Source organism: Rhodobacter sp. P2_H5, from assembly GCF_056403335.1.
Genome location: NZ_JBFUFS010000008.1, coordinates 151061 through 166103 on the forward strand (window position 1 = coordinate 151061; position 15043 = coordinate 166103).

Genomic DNA, 15043 nt, shown 5'->3' on the forward strand with positions numbered 1-15043 from the left:
CCGCCAGACTTCCCCCATGAGCCCCCTTCTGATCAGCGCCTTCGCCACGCTTTTCGTCGTCATCGACCCACCGGGGCTGGTGCCGCTTTACATTGCCCTGACGCAAGGGATGGAGCCGGAGCGGCGGATGGCGATGGGACGGCGTGCCTGCCTGATCGCTTTCGCGATCCTCGCCCTGTTTGGCCTGACGGGCGAGGCGGTGCTGGGCTTCATCGGCATCTCGATCCCGGCGTTCCGGATCGCCGGGGGGATGCTGTTGTTCCTGACCGCGCTGGACATGCTGTTCGAACGCCGCACCCAAAGACGCGAGGGGCAGTTGCCCGACCCCGACCATGACCCTTCGGTCTTCCCCTTGGCCACGCCGCTGATTGCCGGCCCGGGGGCCATCACCTCGATGATCCTGCTGATGGGTCAGGCGCCGGACTGGTCGGGCAAGGGCGCGATCCTGGCCTTGCTCGCGGTGATGATGGTGGCGACCTTCCTGTTTCTGCTGGCCGCCCCGCCGATCGAGCGGCTGATGGGGCGGACCGGGACGCTGGTGGTGACCCGGCTTCTGGGCATGCTGCTGGCGGCGCTGGCCGTGCAATATGTCGTCGATGGCATCCGCGGCACCGGCCTGATCCCGACCGGGTTGCTCGGCTGATGTCGGAAGACGCGATGATGCGGCTGATCTACCTGCTGGTGCTTTTGGCGGCGCTGGGCGGTTGGGCCATGGTCGAGTTGCGCAAGAACTTCGGCAAGACGCTGAAGATGGTGCTGGCCTGGGGCATGATCTTCATCGGGATGATGGCGGTCTATGGGCTCTGGGGCGATCTGCAGCGCGGGATGAAGCCGCGTCAGCAGGTGGGCGCGGGAGAGATCATCCTGCCCCGCGCGCAGGATGGCCACTACTATGCCGATCTGGTGATTGACGGCGTGCCGGTCACCTTCATGGCCGATACCGGCGCGTCCTCGGTCGTGCTGACCGCCGCTGACGCCAAAAGGGTCGGAATCGACCCGTCCCGGCTCGCCTATATGGGTGAGGCTTCGACCGCCAATGGCACCGTGCGCACCGCCCGCGTCACGCTGAAGAATGTCAGCTTCGGCCCCTTCGAGGATGCCGGCCTGCCCGCCGCGGTCAATCAGGGTGCGATGGATATCTCCTTGCTCGGGATGGATTATCTCGGGCAGTTCCAGATCAGTATTGCCGGCGACCAAATGGTCTTGCGGCGTTAAGGCCGCGTCAGCCAGTCCTGGACCGAGGCGAGCAGTGGTCGGAAATAGGCGATGATCCTGCCCTCGGGCGGGGCCGCGGCGCCTTCGGTCCAGGGGGCCACGCCATGCAGGGTCAGGCGGTGGAGCAGCAGGGCCTCACCCGGCGCGGTGGGCAGTTCCACCCGGCGGCAGGTGGCAAAGACCGCGCGGCGCGCCTCGGCATAGGGCTGGGTCAGATCCACGTCGCCCCATAGGGCAGGCGGATGCGAGGCCAAGGCCTGTCGCAGGGCGGCGCGCAGGATCTCGTGGCTGCCCTCCCAGACAACCAGAGGCGAGGCCGTGCAGGCGTTCAGCGGCAGGCCGAGGATCCAGCCATGCGGCTCCTTGACCATGCGCTGGCGCGCGGGGCCGACCGGCAAAAGCCCGTCCAGATGCGCCGCGTCGCGGTCGCGGCGAAAGGCGAAGGCGCTGGCGCTCTCATCCGGCGAGGGCTGCGGGTAGCCGGGGTAGATGGTGGACAGCTGCGCCCGGTGCAGGGGTTCGGGGGCAAGGCCCAGATCGGCCCAGGGCAGATCCACCCCCGCCACCTTGCCCGCCGTGTCATTGGGCAGAAGGTCCAGACCCACCGCCCAGGTGCCGCCACAGCGCAGCGGCTCGGCCGAGGCGGCAAGGGCCGCCCCCGCCAGCGGATGCGCCGCTGCGGCCCAGGCGGCGATGCCCGGCGTCGGGCCGATCCGCCGCCAGCCGGTCACAGCCCCCTCTGTCAAAAACCCACCGCCTTGCGCAGCATGTTGCCGCCGACCAGGATGATGAAGATCGCAAAGGCCCGTTTCAGCGGCTTGGGGTTCATCGCATGGGCCAACCTGACCCCATAAGGCGTGGTCAGCAGCGTCATCGGGATGATGATGGCAAAGGCCGGCACGCTGACCGCGCCGATCGACAGGGGCGGCGCATCAGGCACCGACATGAACAGGAACCCGATCAGCGAGGGGACCGAGATCAGGACCCCGAACCCCGAGGCGGTGGCCACCGCCCGGTGGATCGGCATGCCGTAAAGCGTCATCAGGGGCACCCCGAACGTGCCGCCGCCGATCCCCATCAGCGTCGAGAAGAAGGCGAGGATCACACCCTCGATCCCGCGCACCGGCTGGCCGGGCATCTGCGGTCCCAGGCGCCATTCGGCCCGGCCAAAGGCCATGTAAAGCCCCGCCGTCATCGCCAGCGCCCCGAAGATAGCTTTCAGCGCGGTGGTCGACAGGAAATAGGCCGCGATCACCCCCAGAAGCGAGCCGATCACCAGGAACACGGCCCAGCTTTTCAGCACCTGCCAGTCCACCGCCCCCTTCTTGTTGTGCAACAGGACCGAGCGGACCGAGGTCACCACGATGGTCGCGGCCGAGGTGCCGATGCAGACCTGCATCAGTTGGTCCGAGGCAAAGCCGAGCTTGCCGAACAGGTAGAAGAAGGCGGGCACCAGCACGATGCCGCCGCCCACCCCCAGAAGCCCGGCAATCACCCCGGTCGCCGCCCCGAGCACCAGCAAAAGCGCCAGCATCGGCAGAAGAGTCGCATAATCCATGATCACCTCGCGCGAATTCGCGACCAGCCTAGCCGCACTGCGGCACCCGCGCCAGACCCGGCCTTGCCCTTCCCCGCCCGGCCCGCTAGGCAGGCACCATTCCCCGCGCGAAAGGTTTTCCATGTCCGGCTCTTTGGCCCGCCCCGCCCTTGTTCTGGGGCTTTTGTCCTGCATCGGTCCTTTTGCGATTGATATGTATTTGCCCGCGATGCCGGTGATCGGCAGCGATCTTGGCGTCTCGCCCCAGGTCGTCCAGGGCACGATCACCGCCTATTTCGCGGCCTTTGGCATCGCCCAGATGTTCTATGGCCCCTGGGCCGACCATTCCGGCCGCAAGATGCCGCTTTATGCCGGGATCGCGATGTTCGTCCTTGGCACCATCCTGTGCCTTTCGGCGCAAAGCGCCACCGGCCTGATCGCCGGGCGCTTCGTGCAGGGCCTGGGCGGGGCGGCCCTTGGCGTCGTCCCGCGCGCCATCGTGCGCGACATGTTCACCGGGGCGCAGGCGACGCGGATGATGGCGGCGATCATGCTGGTCTTCTCCGTCTCGCCGATGCTGGCGCCGCTGGCCGGCTCTGCCCTGCTGACGGTGACCGGCTGGCGCGGCATCTTCGCCGCCCTGCTGGTGGCCGCCATGGCCAGCCTCGCCCTGCTGGCCTTCGCCCAGCCCGAGACGCTGGCGCCGGAAAACCGCCGCGCCTTCAGCCTGAAATTCGTGCTCAAGGGCTGCGGCGAGCTTCTGCGCGACCGCGCCTTCCTTCTGCTCACCTTCATCGGCGCCTTCGGCTTTGGCAGTTTCTTCATCTTCCTCGCCGCCGCCCCCTTCGCCTATCAGGAGGGCTACGGGTTGTCGGCCAACCAGTTCTCCCTCGCCTTCGCGGTCAATGCGATGGCCTTCATCGGCGCCAGCCAGGGCGCCAGCCGGGCCAGCCTGCGCTTTGGCACGATCAAGGTGCTGAAAGCGGCAAGCCTGTTGTTCGCATTCGGCACCTGCGGCCTCTTCGGGTTGAGCCTTCTCGGCCTCGCCCCGCTGGCGGTCTGCATGATCGGGCTGGCGCTTGGCAATGCCGGGCTGGGGCTGATCCTGCCCACGACGATGGTGCTGGCGCTGGACGATCAGGGCGACAAGGCGGGGCTGGCCTCCTCGCTCGGCGGGACCTTGCAGATGCTGACCGGGGGCGTGATGGTGGCGGCGCTTGGCCCCTGGCTCGGCTCTGACCCGCAGCCGATGATCGGCGGCATCGCCTTTGCAGCCCTGGTGACGCTGGTCCTGACGCTTCTGGTGCGGAAGTCTTAAGCGGCCGAGCGCGCCCCGGCCTGCACCTGCGCCAGGGCCTCCAGCACCAGATCCGTCCCCGCGCCCGGGCGCGAGGCGCCTTCCGACAGCACCCGCCGCCAGCCGCGCGCCCCCGGACGCCCGGTGAAGAGGCCCAGCATGTGGCGGGTGATCTGGTGCAGCCGCCCGCCCTGGGCCAGATGCTCCGCGATATAGGGCAGCATCGACAGGACGACATCGAAGGCATCCGGCGCGAAAGCCTCGCCCCAGAGCGCATCGGCCCCGATCAGCACCGCCGCCGGGTCATGGTAGGCCGCGCGCCCGATCATCACCCCGTCAAGCCCCTGATCCAGCAGGTCTTTCGCCTGCGCCAGCGTGGTCACCCCGCCGTTGAGGCAAATCGTCAGCTCCGGGAATTGCTGCTTCATCGCCAGAACCAAGGGGTAGTCCAGCGGCGGGATCTCGCGGTTTTCCTTGGGGCTGAGGCCCTGCAGCCAGGCCTTGCGGGCATGGATCACGAAATGCCGCACCCCTGCGCCGGCCACGGTTTCCAGAAAGCGCGGCAGAACCTGCGACGGGTCCTGATCATCCACCCCGATCCGGCACTTGACCGTGACCGGCACCGGGCTTTCCCCCTGCATCGCCGCCACACAGTCCGCCACCAGCGCCGGACGCTCCATCAGCACCGCGCCAAAACAGCCCGACTGCACGCGGTCGGACGGGCAGCCGCAGTTGAGGTTCACCTCGTCATAGCCATAGGGCAGCGCCGCCTGAACCGCCTTCGCCAGCTCCCCCGGGTCCGAGCCGCCAAGCTGCAGCGCGACCGGATGCTCGACCGCGTCAAAGCCCAGAAGCCGCTCGCGGTCGCCATGCACCACGGCGGGGGCGGTGACCATCTCGGTATAAAGCATCGCACGGCGGCTCATCTGGCGGTGGAAGACCCGGCAATGCCGGTCGGTCCAGTCCATCATCGGCGCGACGGACAGCCGGTGCGGGCCGAAGGCGGGGCCTTGCGCGGGAACGGGGGCGGCGGTCCGGAAGGGTGTCACGGCCAGATCTTCTTTCGTCACGGAGGTTTGGCGGCCAAGGGGCCAGCTTTGACCGGCGCTGATACAGCAAATCTTGCAGATCGTCCAGAAAGCCCGGGCCGCAGGGCCCAGGCGTGACGTCAACCGGCAATTGTTCCCCCCCCCCTGTCGCGGTTGAAACCGCGGCAAGGGCAGCATAGCTTCCCCTCAGATCCGGCGCAGAAAGGACACGTCGTGCTGACGCTTGCACTTGATAAACCCGGGCTGAAGGCGCCCAAGCTGGTTTTGTCCTTGAACAAGGGGGCGCGGTTCACCGTGACCGTGGCCTGGTCGTGCAATGCCGACCATCAGGACGATGTCGACATCCACGCGCTGGCCGCCCGCAACACGGGTGACGGTGCCCGGGTGCAGGCGCTGGAGGATGTGCTGTCCACCTACAACACCAAGCGGATGAACCCGAGTGGCGGGGTCTTGCCCAACAACCCCGACGGCTCGTTCCAGACGCCGGATGGCGGGCTGTCGCACAGCGGTGACAAGCGGGTGCAGAACAACAGCGAAAGCATCGTGATCGACGGCGCGAAACTCGCCCCCGGGGTAAACGAGGTGCCGATCTTCGCCACGGTCCACGAGGCCGACCACGGCGGCCAGCACGCCGAAGAGGCCGAGGAGGACGAGGAAGGCGCCGCCTTCGGCGACATCGACCTCTGCACCATCACCCTGACCGACGACAGCGGGCGCGAGATCGGGTCCTACCGTCTGTCCGACGAGTTCCGCCAGTTCAATGCGGTGCAGCTGGGCAATATCATGCTCGGGCCGCAGGGCTGGGAATATGTCGCCGTGGGGCGCGGCTTCAACGGCACGCTGAACGACGTTCTGGCGCATTTCTCCTGACCGATGCCGCAGGACCCGCCGGACCCGCCGCCCAAACCCCTGCGCGCCACGGTGATGCCCGACGCGCCGCGCAAGGCTGTGACGCAGGCCCGCAAGACCGCGCCGCAAAACCCTCTGGGGCAGGCCACAGCCCTGCCCCGGCTTTCCCCCACCGCGATGCCCGGCACCACGCCTGAGCGCCTGACGGTGTCGCCCGACGATCTGCGCCGCCTCGCCCCCAAGGCGCGCCCTGCCACGCTGGAGGCGGCTGCGGCCCTCCTCACCCGCCTGATCCCGGCGCATCTGAGCGACCGCGACGCGCTTTTCTGGGCGCAAGACCTGCAGGAGGCTCATGCCGCCCTGGTCAACGATCGGCTTGAACTTCTGCGCGCGCCCGACCTGCGCGAGGTGCCAGTGCATCTGGCCCGCCTGAAGGCCCTGCTGGGGCGCTTTGACCTGACCGCCCTTTGCTCCAAGGGCCTTCTGTCGGCGGCCTTCCGCAAAGCCTCCCGCGTGATCGACACGGCGGAGGAGATCGCTGCGGCGCGCATCGAGATCAACGAGCTTCTGACGCTGCTCACCGCTGCGCTGGAAGGTCTGGCCGCGCTCAAATCCCGGCTCGAGGCGCAGGCCGTGGCTTTGCAGGCGCTGGAAGCGCAGGTCGAGGCCGCCGTGATCGCCGCGGCCTACCTCGCCGAGGCCGCAGCCCCTCACCTTTCCCGCAGCTTTCAGGACCGCCGCCACAGCCTTGGCCTGACGCTGCTCCAGATCCGCACCGGACAGGCCCAACACCCGGTCGAGGCGAGCCTGCCGGCGCGGCTGGTCGTGGCGATCCAGAACATCGCCCTTGTCGCCCTTCCCGCTTGGCTGGAAAGCCTCGCGCAGTTCCAGGCGCGGCTGAAATCCTCCCACGCGCCCTCGCTGACCGAGGCGCGCGATCTGACCTATCGTCTTGCCGATCTGATGCCGCTTTTTCCCCAACCGGAGTAGACCCATGGCCCTTTCGCTTGACCTGACCAAAGCCGCCCGTTCGCTGCGCCTCTCGCTCGACAAGGCCGGGGTGGCGGCGGATGTGAAAGCCGAACTGATCATCGACATCGACGTGTCGGGCTCCTTCGAACATGAGCATGAGGAGGGCACCACCAACCGCCTCGTCTCGCGCCTCGTGCCCTACGGCATGGTGCTGGACCCCGATGGCCAGGTCGATGTCTTCACCTTCAGCCATGGGCCGGAGAACGCGCATTACGTGGGCACCGTGAACCCGGAAACCTCGGACAGCTTCGTCATGGACCGCGTGGTGCAGCGCGTGCCGGGCTGGAACGGCGGGACGACCTACAGCTATGTGCTGGAGCGCAATCTGCAGCATTTCGGCTGGCTGCCCTTTGCGCAAAAGCCGCAAGGTTTCCTCAGCCGCTTCCTAGGCCTGCCCGCCGCACCTGCCCCGGACCCCGCCCCGCGCAAACGCTCCATCGTGATCTTCATCACCGATGGCGAGAACCACGCCACCGACATGGAGCGCACCGCAAATATCCTCGCCGCCTCGCAAAAGCGCGGCGATGAGGTCTATTTCCTGTTCATGGGCGCCTGCGAGCATGAGGTGGAGTTCAAGTTCCTCCACACCATCGCGAAGAACTACGCCAACACCGGGGTCGTCATCATCAACGACCTCGACAGTTTTGTGGAACTGTCGGACGAAGAACTGAACGCGCAGCTTCTGGTGCCGGAACTGCTGAACTGGCTGCGCAACTAGCGCCGGCGGCGGCTGCGCTCAGCCCCGTTCGGGGTCAAAGCGCAGCATCCGCAAAGCGTTCAGCGTCACCAGAACCGTGGCGCCTGTATCGGCCATAATGGCGATCCAGAGGCCGGTGACGCCGAGGATCGTCGTCACCAGAAACACCGCCTTCAGCCCCAGCGCGATGCCGACGTTCTGGTGGATGTTGGTCAGCGTCGCCCGCGCCAGCCGCACCATGGCGGCCACATCGCCGACCCGGTTGCGCAAAAGTGCGGCCGAGGCGGTCTCCAGCGCCACATCGGTCCCCGAGCCCATCGCCACGCCGACCGAGGCCGCCGCCAGCGCCGGGGCATCGTTGATCCCGTCGCCCACCATGATCACCCCGCCCGACAGCGCCATGGCGCGGATCGCGGCCACCTTGTCGGCAGGCATCAGATCTGCGCGGTGGCCCATGCCAAGGGCCCCCGCAATCGCAGCCCCGGTGCGGGCGTTGTCGCCGGTCAGCATGACCGAAGTGAGGCCCATCGCGGAGAGCGCCGCCACCGCCTTGCGCGCATCCGCGCGCGGCTCATCCCGCAGCGCGATCAGGCCAAGCGCCTGACCGGCCCGGAACACCACGACCGCGGTCTTGCCCTCGGCCTCCATACGGGCGGCCTCGGCCAGGCCGCTGGCATCCAGCGCGCCCTCCTCCGCGGCAAAGCGTGGCGAGGCAACCCAGGCGGGCGCGCCCCCGACCAGCGCCGTGGCGCCCTTGCCGATCAGCGCCCGCGCCTCCTGTGCCGGGGGCGTTTCGACCCCGACGCCCGCCGCATGGCGCAGGATCGCCTCGGCCAAGGGATGGCTCGAGCCGGCCTCGACCCCGGCGGCGAGTTCCAGAAGCGCCGCCTCGGTCCCGGTCAGGACCAGGATTTCGGTCACCACCGGCCGCCCCTCGGTCAGGGTGCCGGTCTTGTCAAAGGCGACCTGCGTCGTGCGCGCCACCGCTTCGATCACCGAACCGCCCTTCATCAGGATGCCGCGCCGGGCTCCCGTGGCCAAAGCCGAGGCGATCGAGGCCGGGACCGAGATCACCAGCGCACAGGGGCAGCCGATCAGCAAAAGTGCCAGGCCACGGTAAAGCCAGATGCTCCACTCCTGCCCCGCCACCAGGGGCGGCAGCACGGCGACCAGCAAGGCCAGAGCGGTGATTGCCGGCATGTAGAACCGGCTGAAGCGGTCGATGAAGCGTTCGGTGGGGGCGCGGGCGGTTTCGGCCTCTTCGACCAAAGCGATGATGCGGGAAATCGTGTTGTCCTCGGCCGCCTTGTCGACCCGGATCGTCAGCGCCGCCTCGGCATTGACCGAGCCAGCAAAGACCGCTTCCCCCGGCCCCTTGGTCTTGGGCACGGACTCGCCCGTCACCGGGCTTTCGTCGATGCCCGAGGTGCCCTCGGCAATCGTGCCATCGGCGGGGATGCGGTCACCGGGGCGGACCAGAACGCTTTGGCCAATCCGCAGGCTGGCGGCATCGACCTCGCGGGTCGTGCTGCCCTCCACCAGCAGGGCGGTTTTCGGCACCAGATCCGACAGCGCCCGGATCGAGGCGCGGGCACGGTCGGCGGCGACACCTTCCAGCACCTCGCCCACCGCGAACAGGAAGACAACCAAGGCCGCCTCCTCCGCCGCGCCGATGAACAGGGCGCCGATGGCCGCGATGGTCATCAGGCCTTCGATCGTGAAGGGGATGCCCGCCCGCAAGGCCAGAACAGCCCGACGCGCCACCGGCGCCACGCCGATCACACAGGCCGCGACAAAGGCCCAATGCGCCACTTGGCCCGAGGCCAGCAGCTTGACCGCCGTCGCCAGCGCCAGAAGCAGGCCGGTGCCGATCACCAGCTTGCCCTTGGCGGTCTGATACCAGCCCTTGCCCAGATCCTCCGGCGCCGTCGCATGGGTATGCCCCGGTCCGCCGTGGCCGGAAGGCTCCGCTTCTGCGTGGTCCTCGTGCTCATGCGCGGCGTGGTCGTGACCCTCATGGTCGTGACCTTCGTCATCGTGCTGCGCATGGTCATGGCCCTCGTGGTCATGGCCCGCATGGTCCTCCTTATGCGCCTCGGGCAGGACGAACTTGCGTCTGGCCGCCTCACCCTTGGGAAGGATGCCAAAGCCCAAAGTCTTGACCACGGCCTCCACCGCCTCCGGGGCTGTGGCGCCGGGCTGCAGGCGCAGGCTCAGGCGTTCGGACATCACCCCGACCTGCACATCCTCGACCCCGGGCAGCCGTGCCAGCGCCGTGGTGATCTTGGTGGCGCAAGAGGCGCAGTCCATGCCGGTCACGGTCCAGTCATGACGCTCCGTATCGTGGCGCATAGTGTCCTCGCGCGCGCTCTCGTCCTTGGCCGTCATGTCAGGTCCTTTCGCCGCCGAAAGCGGCGCTTGTTTCGCTCTGACCCCAGATGTAATCTCTCTAGCAACTAGAGGTTCAAGGGGCATTTCATGCTGACCATCGGAAAACTTGGCGCGGCCGCCGGGGTCAAGGTGCCGACGATCCGCTATTACGAACAGATAGGGCTTCTGCCGGGGGCGGAAAGGTCCAGCGGCAACCAGCGGCTTTACCCCAAGGCCGCGCAAGACCGGCTGACCTTCATTCGCCACGCCCGCGACCTTGGCTTCACGCTGGAGGCGATCCGCGACCTGCTGGGCCTGTCGGACCGCCCCGACCAATCCTGCGCCGAGGTCGATGCCATCGCCCGCGCGCAACTGCGCGCGGTGGAGGGGCGGATCGCCCGGCTGCATTCGCTGAAGGCGGAGCTGGAACGGATGGTCGACCACTGCGCCGGGGGCAGCATCGCCGAGTGCCGAGTGATCGAGGTGCTGGGCAACCACCGGCATTGCAGCAGCGACCACGGGCGCGAGGCCCAGGATCTGCCCGATGTGTCGGAATAGCCCATGCTCCAGCTTCTGAAAAACCCGACGTTCCGAAGGCTTTACGCCGCACAGGTGATTTCCCTGACCGGGACCGGGCTTGCCACGGTTGCGCTGGGGCTGCTGGCCTGGAAGCTGGCGGGGGCGCAGGCCGGGCTGGTGCTGGGCACCGCGCTGGCGATCAAGATGGTGGCCTATGTCGCGCTGGCGCCGGTCGCCTCGGCGCTGGCGGGGCGGGTGCCGCGCCGGGCCTTTCTGGTGGCACTGGACCTGATCCGCGCCGTGGTGGTGCTGTTTTTGCCCTTCGTGACCGAGGTCTGGCAGATCTACTTCCTGATTTTCCTGCTGCAAGCCGCCTCCGCCGGCTTCACCCCGGCCTTTCAGGCCACGATCCCCGATGTCCTGCCGGACGAGCGTGACTACACCCAAGCCCTGTCCATGATGCGGCTGGCCGAGGATCTGGAGCAGGTCCTAAGCCCGATCCTCGCCGCGGCCCTGCTGACACTGGTCAGCTTTCCGGTGCTGTTTGGCGGCACGGTGGCGGGGTTCTGCGCCTCGGCCGCCCTGGTGCTGGCCTCCCGCCTGCCCGCCCGTATCGCCGTCCCGGCGGAAAGCCTGCGCACGGCGGCGCTGAAGGGCTTGCGGATTTACCTCGCCACGCCGCGCCTGCGCGGGCTGATGATGATGGAACTGGCGGTCGCGGCGGCGGGAGCGATGGTCTATGTCAACACCGTGGTTCTGGTGCAGGCGCGGCTGGGGCTGGGGCCGTCGCAGGTGGCGCTGGCTTTTGCGGCCTTTGGCGCGGGGTCGATGCTGGCCGCCCTGACCCTGCCCCGCATGCTGGCGCAGCGCGCCGACCGGCCGGTCATGCTGGCCGGGGCCGGGCTGATGGTGGCGACCGTGGCCCTGGTGCCCCTGGTCCAGGGGCTTTTCGGGCTGATGGCGCTTTGGGCGCTGATCGGCTTTGGCTATGCGCTGAGCCAGACCCCGATCGGGCGCATCCTGAACCGCTCCGCCCAGCCGGAGGACCGTCCGGCGGTCTTTGCCGCGCAATTCGCCCTGTCGCATGCCTGCTGGCTGGTGGCCTATCCGATGGCGGGCTACATCGGCAGCCGCTTTGGTCTGGATGCGGCGGCGCTCAGCCTCGCTGGCCTTGGGGCGCTGTCGGTGGTGCTGGTCCTGCGGCTCTGGCCGGCGCAAGACCCGGAGCAGCTGGCGCATGACCACGCCGACCTGCCGCCCGATCACCCACATCTGGCCGCCCATGGCGCGGCAGGCCAGGCGCAGGGCGCAGTGGGGCACGCGCACCCCTTCACCATCGACCGGCTGCACCGCAGCTGGCCCCGCCCCCGGCAGGCCTAGTCGAGCAGCAAGGCCTCGGCCAAGGGCAGATCAAGGATCATGTGATCGGCATAGCCCCCCCGCAAGGCCGCGCGGGTCGGGGTGGCCTTGTCCATGCCGCTGACCACCAGAAGCCCGGTCATCCGGGCCAGCGTCGCATGATCCGCCCCGATCAGCCGTTCATCCAAGGGCCCCAGGATCGCCGCCCCGGTCTCGTCGATGAAACGCCCGGCGATGATGCCGACCGCGCCGCGCCGGACGTAATCGGCCACATCCGCCTCGGTCGCGATCTTGAACTGGACGACATGGGTGTCGGGCGTACATGGGCTCAGCGAATAGATCGCCTTGGTGCAGCGGCTGAGGTTGGCGAGCTGTTCAGCGATGATCGGCTCGGCCCGGAGCAGCCGGGCGAGGTTGGGCGTGGTGCAGACCGCCGGGGCGTTCAGGTTGATACAGACCGCCGACAGCCGGCGCGCGATCTCGGTCGAGCAGCTTTCCGAGGTCGGCAGCAAAGGATTGGCCATCGAGCCGATCAGCTGGCGCACGGTCAGATCGCCCACCGGCCACCACGGCACGCTTTCGGAAACGAACCACAGGGTCTGGCCCCAGGACACGCCCAACTCATCGCCAGGCTGGACGAAATCGGGCAGGAACTGCGCCGCAGCCTCGCAGACGACACGGGTCAGCGCCTCGCCACTCAGGCCGTCATCCGGGACGACCTGCACGCTTTGCAGCCCGTATTTCTCTTTCAGGGCATCGGCGGCGGCGTTCAGCCGGAAATGCTCGCCCGAGATCTTGACGCAGACGATCTGGCGTTCGCGCGCCAGCCGCAGATAGCTGATCACCGTCGGGCGCGACAGGTTCATCGCCTTGGCGATTTCGCCCTGGGTCATCTCCTTGATGTAGTAAAGCCAGGCGACCTCGGCCACATTGCGGTTCGACGGATGGTTGACGCGGGTCATGTTGGGTCCGTTCAGCTTTGCTGGGCAAAGGCGCGCAGGGTATCGTCCGTGAGGACAAGATCAACCTCCAAAGCGCGGTCAGGTCGCAGGCCGAGGCTGGCGAGGTCGGCGTGATAGCTGCGCAGCGCCTCGACAGGGGTCGCCACGCGGTCTGCCACCAGCCGCAGCCAGTGCAGGAAGGTGGGCTGATCCTCGGCCATGTTGATCTTGCGCCCGAACAAAGCCAGCCGCGCTCCGTGGCGTTCGGCCTGGGCGACGAGTTCGAACGTGTCGCGGTGGGTCGATCCGCCACCACCGAGGACGCCCACCACCAGCGCGGGGTCATGCGCCACCAGAGCCTCCAGCGCCGGGGCGCCGTTGTAAGCGATCTTGAGGAACTCCGGCCGTTCCGCCTTGGTCAGGCTGGCCATGGTGCGGGCGATGCAGTCGTTCACGAAATCCCCGGTTGCCGCCGCGTCAAAGCCGGTCTCGACATTGGGATTGAAGACCTCAAGGAAATGCGCCACCCCCGCCGCCCGCGCCTCGGCGCGAAACGCGGCATAGGCGGCAAGGCTGCGGGCATCGGCCTCCGCGTCATTGTTGAAGGTGATCGAGTAAAGGCAGAGGTCCGCCACGGCGCATCCCAGATCGGCGCCCCGGTGCGGGATCGAGGCCGTCTCGCGGTAGCGCCCGCCGCGGATCTGACCCCACATGTCGGTCGCCTCATTGCCGCGAAAGGCGGCAGCGACGCGGCTGCCGATGAAGGCGCCGCTGTCAGCCAAGTCCTCCAGATTGCCGGCGGAGGCCAGAAGGATGTCGATCTTGTCTTGCGCGATCAGGGCGCGCATCTGGTCCTGAAACTCGGGCCTTGAACGCGGCGCGCCGGGCTGGCCCAGCAAATCCCGGCGCAAGCCGCAGGTCAGAAGCCCGCCCGACAGATCGGCGTCCTTGGCATCGGCGAGGATGAAATCGCCCGGGGCATAGGCGCCAGCCCGGATGCGGGCGAGCTTTTCGGCATAGCGCGTCCCTTCGCGGGTCAGCCGGGCTGCGGGCTGCAAGGTGGATTGCGGCGCGGTCATGCCACGGCTCCTTCGCGGCGCAGGCTTTGCCCCGAGGTCGGGTCAAAGACATGGATATGGTCGGGCCGGATTGCGAAATGCACGCGGTCGCCGGGTGCTATGCTGCGGAAGTCCTTGGTGACAAAGGACATGTCGGCGCCATCGACCTCGACGATCACCTGCCCCTCGGCCCCCATGTTTTCCACCAGCACCACCCGGCCCGCGATGGCATTGGGCGCATCCGCCGCCACGAGGTCCATCCGCGCCGGGCGCAGGCCGATCTCGATCTTCTGACCCTCCACCAGGCCGCCAAACAACCCGGCATCCAGCGCCAGCCGGAGCGAGCCCGCCTCGGCCCAAAGCCCGCCCTGGCGCGAGACCCTGGCGAGGCGGAAGTTCATCGAAGGCGAGCCGATGAAATCGGCGACAAAGCGGCTGGCCGGGCGGTCGAAAATCTCGTCCGGGCGGCCCTGCTGTTCGATCTTTCCGGCCCGCATCAGGACAATCCGATCCGCAATCGTCATCGCCTCCAGCTGGTCGTGGGTGACGAAGATCGTGGTGGTCTTCAGCGCGAGGTGGATCTTGCGGATCTCGGTCCTGAGCTTCTCGCGCAGCTTGGCGTCAAGGTTCGACAAGGGTTCGTCAAAGAGAAAGACCTTGGGCGTCTTGATCATCGCCCGCGCCATCGCCACCCTTTGCTGCTGACCGCCCGACAGGTTCTTGGGCTTGCGGTCCAGCAATGCTTCCAGCCCCAGAAGCCCCGCGACATGGGCCAGCCGCTGGGCAATCTCGGCCTTGTCCACCCCCAGACGCCGCAAGCCGAAAGAGATGTTCTCGGCCACCGACATATGCGGATAAAGCGCATAGCTTTGAAACACCATCGCCACGCCGCGCTGGCCGGGGGGCAGGTCGGTCACATCACTGCCGCCGATCACGATGCGGCCCGCCGTCACCTCCTCCAGCCCGGCGATCATCCTGAGCATGGTGGATTTGCCGCAACCCGAGGGGCCGAGGAAGACGACGAATTCATGGTCGGGGATTTCCAGCGACAGGTCTTCGATGACCGGATGCGCGCCGTAGCTTTTGGTGATCGCGGTGCAGAGGATATTTGCCATTATAC

The 15043-nt window shown here is 67.8% G+C and carries 15 protein-coding genes; 8 read left to right on the forward strand and 7 right to left on the reverse strand.

Annotated features, from left to right (window positions below):
* Positions 1-16 precede the first annotated feature (16 nt).
* Positions 17-643, forward strand: coding sequence for a MarC family protein (locus tag AC1DVR_RS13105; protein WP_478001025.1), 627 nt, complete (start codon positions 17-19; stop codon positions 641-643).
* The gene (locus tag AC1DVR_RS13110) at positions 643-1215 is read left to right on the forward strand and encodes a retropepsin-like aspartic protease family protein (RefSeq protein WP_478001026.1); all 573 of its coding nucleotides are present in this window, start codon (positions 643-645) and stop codon (positions 1213-1215) included. The genes AC1DVR_RS13105 and AC1DVR_RS13110 overlap by 1 nt, the downstream gene beginning before the upstream one ends.
* Here AC1DVR_RS13110 and AC1DVR_RS13115 read toward each other — a convergent pair.
* Both AC1DVR_RS13115 and AC1DVR_RS13120 read right to left on the reverse strand, forming a co-directional pair.
* The gene (locus tag AC1DVR_RS13115) at positions 1212-1946 is read right to left on the reverse strand and encodes a hypothetical protein (RefSeq protein ID WP_478001027.1); all 735 of its coding nucleotides are present in this window, start codon (positions 1944-1946) and stop codon (positions 1212-1214) included. The two genes, AC1DVR_RS13110 and AC1DVR_RS13115, sit on opposite strands and share 4 nt — an antisense overlap.
* Before the next feature lie 11 nt (positions 1947-1957).
* A complete protein-coding gene (locus AC1DVR_RS13120; protein WP_478001028.1) occupies positions 1958-2773 on the reverse strand; it encodes a sulfite exporter TauE/SafE family protein in 816 nt (271 codons plus the stop codon).
* A gap of 121 nt (positions 2774-2894) precedes the next feature.
* Here AC1DVR_RS13120 and AC1DVR_RS13125 point away from each other — a divergent pair, with 121 nt between their 5' ends.
* Positions 2895-4070 (forward strand): multidrug effflux MFS transporter, encoded by a 1176-nt coding sequence (locus tag AC1DVR_RS13125; RefSeq protein ID WP_478001029.1) that lies wholly within the window; start codon positions 2895-2897, stop codon positions 4068-4070.
* On the opposite strand, the gene dusA is transcribed toward AC1DVR_RS13125, so the two are convergent.
* The gene (dusA, locus tag AC1DVR_RS13130) at positions 4067-5098 is read right to left on the reverse strand and encodes a tRNA dihydrouridine(20/20a) synthase DusA (protein WP_478001030.1); all 1032 of its coding nucleotides are present in this window, start codon (positions 5096-5098) and stop codon (positions 4067-4069) included. The genes AC1DVR_RS13125 and dusA overlap by 4 nt on opposite strands.
* Positions 5099-5311: 213 nt before the next feature.
* On the opposite strand from dusA, the gene AC1DVR_RS13135 reads away from it, so the two are divergent.
* The 3 genes from AC1DVR_RS13135 to AC1DVR_RS13145 are packed head-to-tail and all read left to right on the forward strand — an operon-like array spanning position 5312 to position 7697.
* Positions 5312-5968, forward strand: a complete 657-nt coding sequence (locus tag AC1DVR_RS13135) for a TerD family protein (RefSeq protein ID WP_478001031.1) — start codon at positions 5312-5314, stop codon at positions 5966-5968.
* A gap of 3 nt (positions 5969-5971) precedes the next feature.
* Entirely contained in the window at positions 5972-6937 is a 966-nt protein-coding gene (locus tag AC1DVR_RS13140) for a hypothetical protein (protein WP_478001032.1), read from the forward strand.
* 4 nt (positions 6938-6941) lie between these two features.
* Positions 6942-7697, forward strand: coding sequence for a VWA domain-containing protein (locus tag AC1DVR_RS13145; protein ID WP_478001033.1), 756 nt, complete (start codon positions 6942-6944; stop codon positions 7695-7697).
* Positions 7698-7715: 18 nt separating this feature from the next.
* Here AC1DVR_RS13145 and AC1DVR_RS13150 read toward each other — a convergent pair whose 3' ends face one another.
* Positions 7716-10028 (reverse strand): heavy metal translocating P-type ATPase, encoded by a 2313-nt coding sequence (locus AC1DVR_RS13150; protein ID WP_478001098.1) that lies wholly within the window; start codon positions 10026-10028, stop codon positions 7716-7718.
* Positions 10029-10154: 126 nt separating this feature from the next.
* On the opposite strand from AC1DVR_RS13150, the gene AC1DVR_RS13155 reads away from it, so the two are divergent.
* Together AC1DVR_RS13155 and AC1DVR_RS13160 are read left to right on the forward strand one after the other, a co-directional pair.
* On the forward strand, positions 10155-10604 hold the full coding sequence (locus AC1DVR_RS13155) for a MerR family transcriptional regulator (protein ID WP_478001034.1): 450 nt from the start codon (positions 10155-10157) through the stop codon (positions 10602-10604).
* Between the two features lie 3 nt (positions 10605-10607).
* Positions 10608-11945 (forward strand): MFS transporter, encoded by a 1338-nt coding sequence (locus tag AC1DVR_RS13160; RefSeq protein WP_478001035.1) that lies wholly within the window; start codon positions 10608-10610, stop codon positions 11943-11945.
* Here AC1DVR_RS13160 and AC1DVR_RS13165 read toward each other — a convergent pair.
* The 3 genes from AC1DVR_RS13165 to AC1DVR_RS13175 are packed head-to-tail and all read right to left on the reverse strand — an operon-like array spanning position 11942 to position 15038.
* The gene (locus AC1DVR_RS13165) at positions 11942-12886 is read right to left on the reverse strand and encodes a sugar-binding transcriptional regulator (protein ID WP_478001036.1); all 945 of its coding nucleotides are present in this window, start codon (positions 12884-12886) and stop codon (positions 11942-11944) included. The two genes, AC1DVR_RS13160 and AC1DVR_RS13165, sit on opposite strands and share 4 nt — an antisense overlap.
* A gap of 11 nt (positions 12887-12897) precedes the next feature.
* Positions 12898-13944, reverse strand: coding sequence for a hypothetical protein (locus AC1DVR_RS13170; RefSeq protein WP_478001037.1), 1047 nt, complete (start codon positions 13942-13944; stop codon positions 12898-12900).
* The gene (locus AC1DVR_RS13175; protein ID WP_478001038.1) at positions 13941-15038 is read right to left on the reverse strand and encodes an ABC transporter ATP-binding protein; all 1098 of its coding nucleotides are present in this window, start codon (positions 15036-15038) and stop codon (positions 13941-13943) included. The genes AC1DVR_RS13170 and AC1DVR_RS13175 overlap by 4 nt, the downstream gene beginning before the upstream one ends.
* Positions 15039-15043: the final 5 nt, after the last annotated feature.

Excerpts from the sequence above, each read along its gene's own strand:
- AC1DVR_RS13175 (WP_478001038.1), bottom strand. The coding sequence starts at position 15,038 with ATGGCAAATATCCTCTGCACCGCGATCACCAAAAGCTACGGCGCGCAT.
- AC1DVR_RS13140 (WP_478001032.1), top strand. The coding sequence starts at position 5,972 with ATGCCGCAGGACCCGCCGGACCCGCCGCCCAAACCCCTGCGCGCCACG.
- AC1DVR_RS13170 (WP_478001037.1), bottom strand. The coding sequence starts at position 13,944 with ATGACCGCGCCGCAATCCACCTTGCAGCCCGCAGCCCGGCTGACCCGC.
- AC1DVR_RS13160 (WP_478001035.1), top strand. The coding sequence starts at position 10,608 with ATGCTCCAGCTTCTGAAAAACCCGACGTTCCGAAGGCTTTACGCCGCA.
- AC1DVR_RS13145 (WP_478001033.1), top strand. The coding sequence starts at position 6,942 with ATGGCCCTTTCGCTTGACCTGACCAAAGCCGCCCGTTCGCTGCGCCTC.
- AC1DVR_RS13125 (WP_478001029.1), top strand. The coding sequence starts at position 2,895 with ATGTCCGGCTCTTTGGCCCGCCCCGCCCTTGTTCTGGGGCTTTTGTCC.
- AC1DVR_RS13110 (WP_478001026.1), top strand. The coding sequence starts at position 643 with ATGTCGGAAGACGCGATGATGCGGCTGATCTACCTGCTGGTGCTTTTG.
- AC1DVR_RS13120 (WP_478001028.1), bottom strand. The coding sequence starts at position 2,773 with ATGGATTATGCGACTCTTCTGCCGATGCTGGCGCTTTTGCTGGTGCTC.
- AC1DVR_RS13165 (WP_478001036.1), bottom strand. The coding sequence starts at position 12,886 with ATGACCCGCGTCAACCATCCGTCGAACCGCAATGTGGCCGAGGTCGCC.
- AC1DVR_RS13105 (WP_478001025.1), top strand. The coding sequence starts at position 17 with ATGAGCCCCCTTCTGATCAGCGCCTTCGCCACGCTTTTCGTCGTCATC.
- AC1DVR_RS13155 (WP_478001034.1), top strand. The coding sequence starts at position 10,155 with ATGCTGACCATCGGAAAACTTGGCGCGGCCGCCGGGGTCAAGGTGCCG.
- AC1DVR_RS13150 (WP_478001098.1), bottom strand. The coding sequence starts at position 10,028 with ATGCGCCACGATACGGAGCGTCATGACTGGACCGTGACCGGCATGGAC.